The organism is Mariprofundus micogutta, from assembly GCF_001895085.1.
Classification (GTDB): domain Bacteria; phylum Pseudomonadota; class Zetaproteobacteria; order Mariprofundales; family Mariprofundaceae; genus Mariprofundus; species Mariprofundus micogutta.
This window is the reverse complement of the sequence record NZ_BDFD01000056.1, coordinates 1-1,034: the sequence shown is the minus strand read 5'-3', so window position 1 is coordinate 1,034 and position 1,034 is coordinate 1. Positions and strand designations below refer to the sequence as shown.

Here is a 1,034-nt window from a genome sequence, read left to right as displayed (position 1 = left end):
CGGTCAACCTCATGCAGCGAAGGAATATCGCCGAATTGCTGGGAGGAAGCTCACCGCCTCCAAAGCGAAAACCGACCGTGAATCCTCGCCAGATGGCACTGCTCAATGCTTAACCGGACAGCAGTGATTACTTTTCTCAGGCATTTGCTCCCTCCGCATTATTAGCATTAGGCGGGAAGCAGGTTATCAGATGCCTATCTGTACCTTGCTGAATTTTAATGTTGCTTGTTTCAATTATATTTCTTTTCATTTTTCCATCCAGAATGGCGAAGTGCCACGGTAGGTGTAATTATGACATTCTAGATGACATTGTCAATGGAAATGTTTCATTTAAAATGAAATGATGATATCTTGAGTGACACACTGACATGTACGGTACAATTCTGGAGGGAGTTATGGTAAAATGTCACTTGTCTAGACTAATGGGTGAACATCGCATAAATATTACGGATCTGGCTGATGCGACCGGATTAAACAGAAATACGATTACTCTATTATTTCATGAAAAGGCTAAGCGGGTTGATTTAGAGGCACTGGAGAAACTGTGTATGTATTTCAACTGTAAAGTTGGCGACATACTTGAACTAACAAAAGATTAACTCTTGAACTAGAATAAATATTATATGATAGGTCAACGAACTGCTGGTACAGATGGAAAATTTTGATGGTCTGCTTATCTGTTCAACCAACCTTATGGATGACCTTGATCAGGCCAGTCTGCGTCGTTTCGCCATCAAGGTGTAATTTGATTACCTCAATCCCGATCAGGCATGGGCAATGCTTCGCAAGGAGTGTGTCGGAAACCAGATGACAGTGATCGTCTGGCGATTTCGGCTATCAACAGTCTTGCCCCTGGTGATTTTTCGGCAGTAAAAAAACGTCTGAATATTTTGGGACTGGATACAAGTGTCAATCAGCACCCAAAATTGACCCCCCATCAGCGTCCAATTTTGACCCCCCTAAAGTCTGTTTAAATCATGCTCTATTTTTGAATCTCCAGCTCTCATTTCCGGTCTCTATAATGTCACAATGAT

General features: G+C 42.1%; 2 protein-coding genes. Both read left to right on the top strand.

The window, feature by feature from the left end:
* The first annotated feature begins 395 nt into the window (after positions 1 to 395).
* A complete protein-coding gene (locus MMIC_RS13000; protein WP_072660781.1) occupies positions 396 to 599 on the top strand; it encodes a helix-turn-helix domain-containing protein in 204 nt (67 codons plus the stop codon).
* Between the two features lie 40 nt (positions 600 to 639).
* Positions 640 to 744: a hypothetical protein gene (locus MMIC_RS12950; RefSeq protein WP_307158105.1), complete on the top strand. Its 105-nt coding sequence runs from the start codon at positions 640 to 642 to the stop codon at positions 742 to 744.
* Positions 745 to 1,034 lie beyond the last annotated feature (290 nt).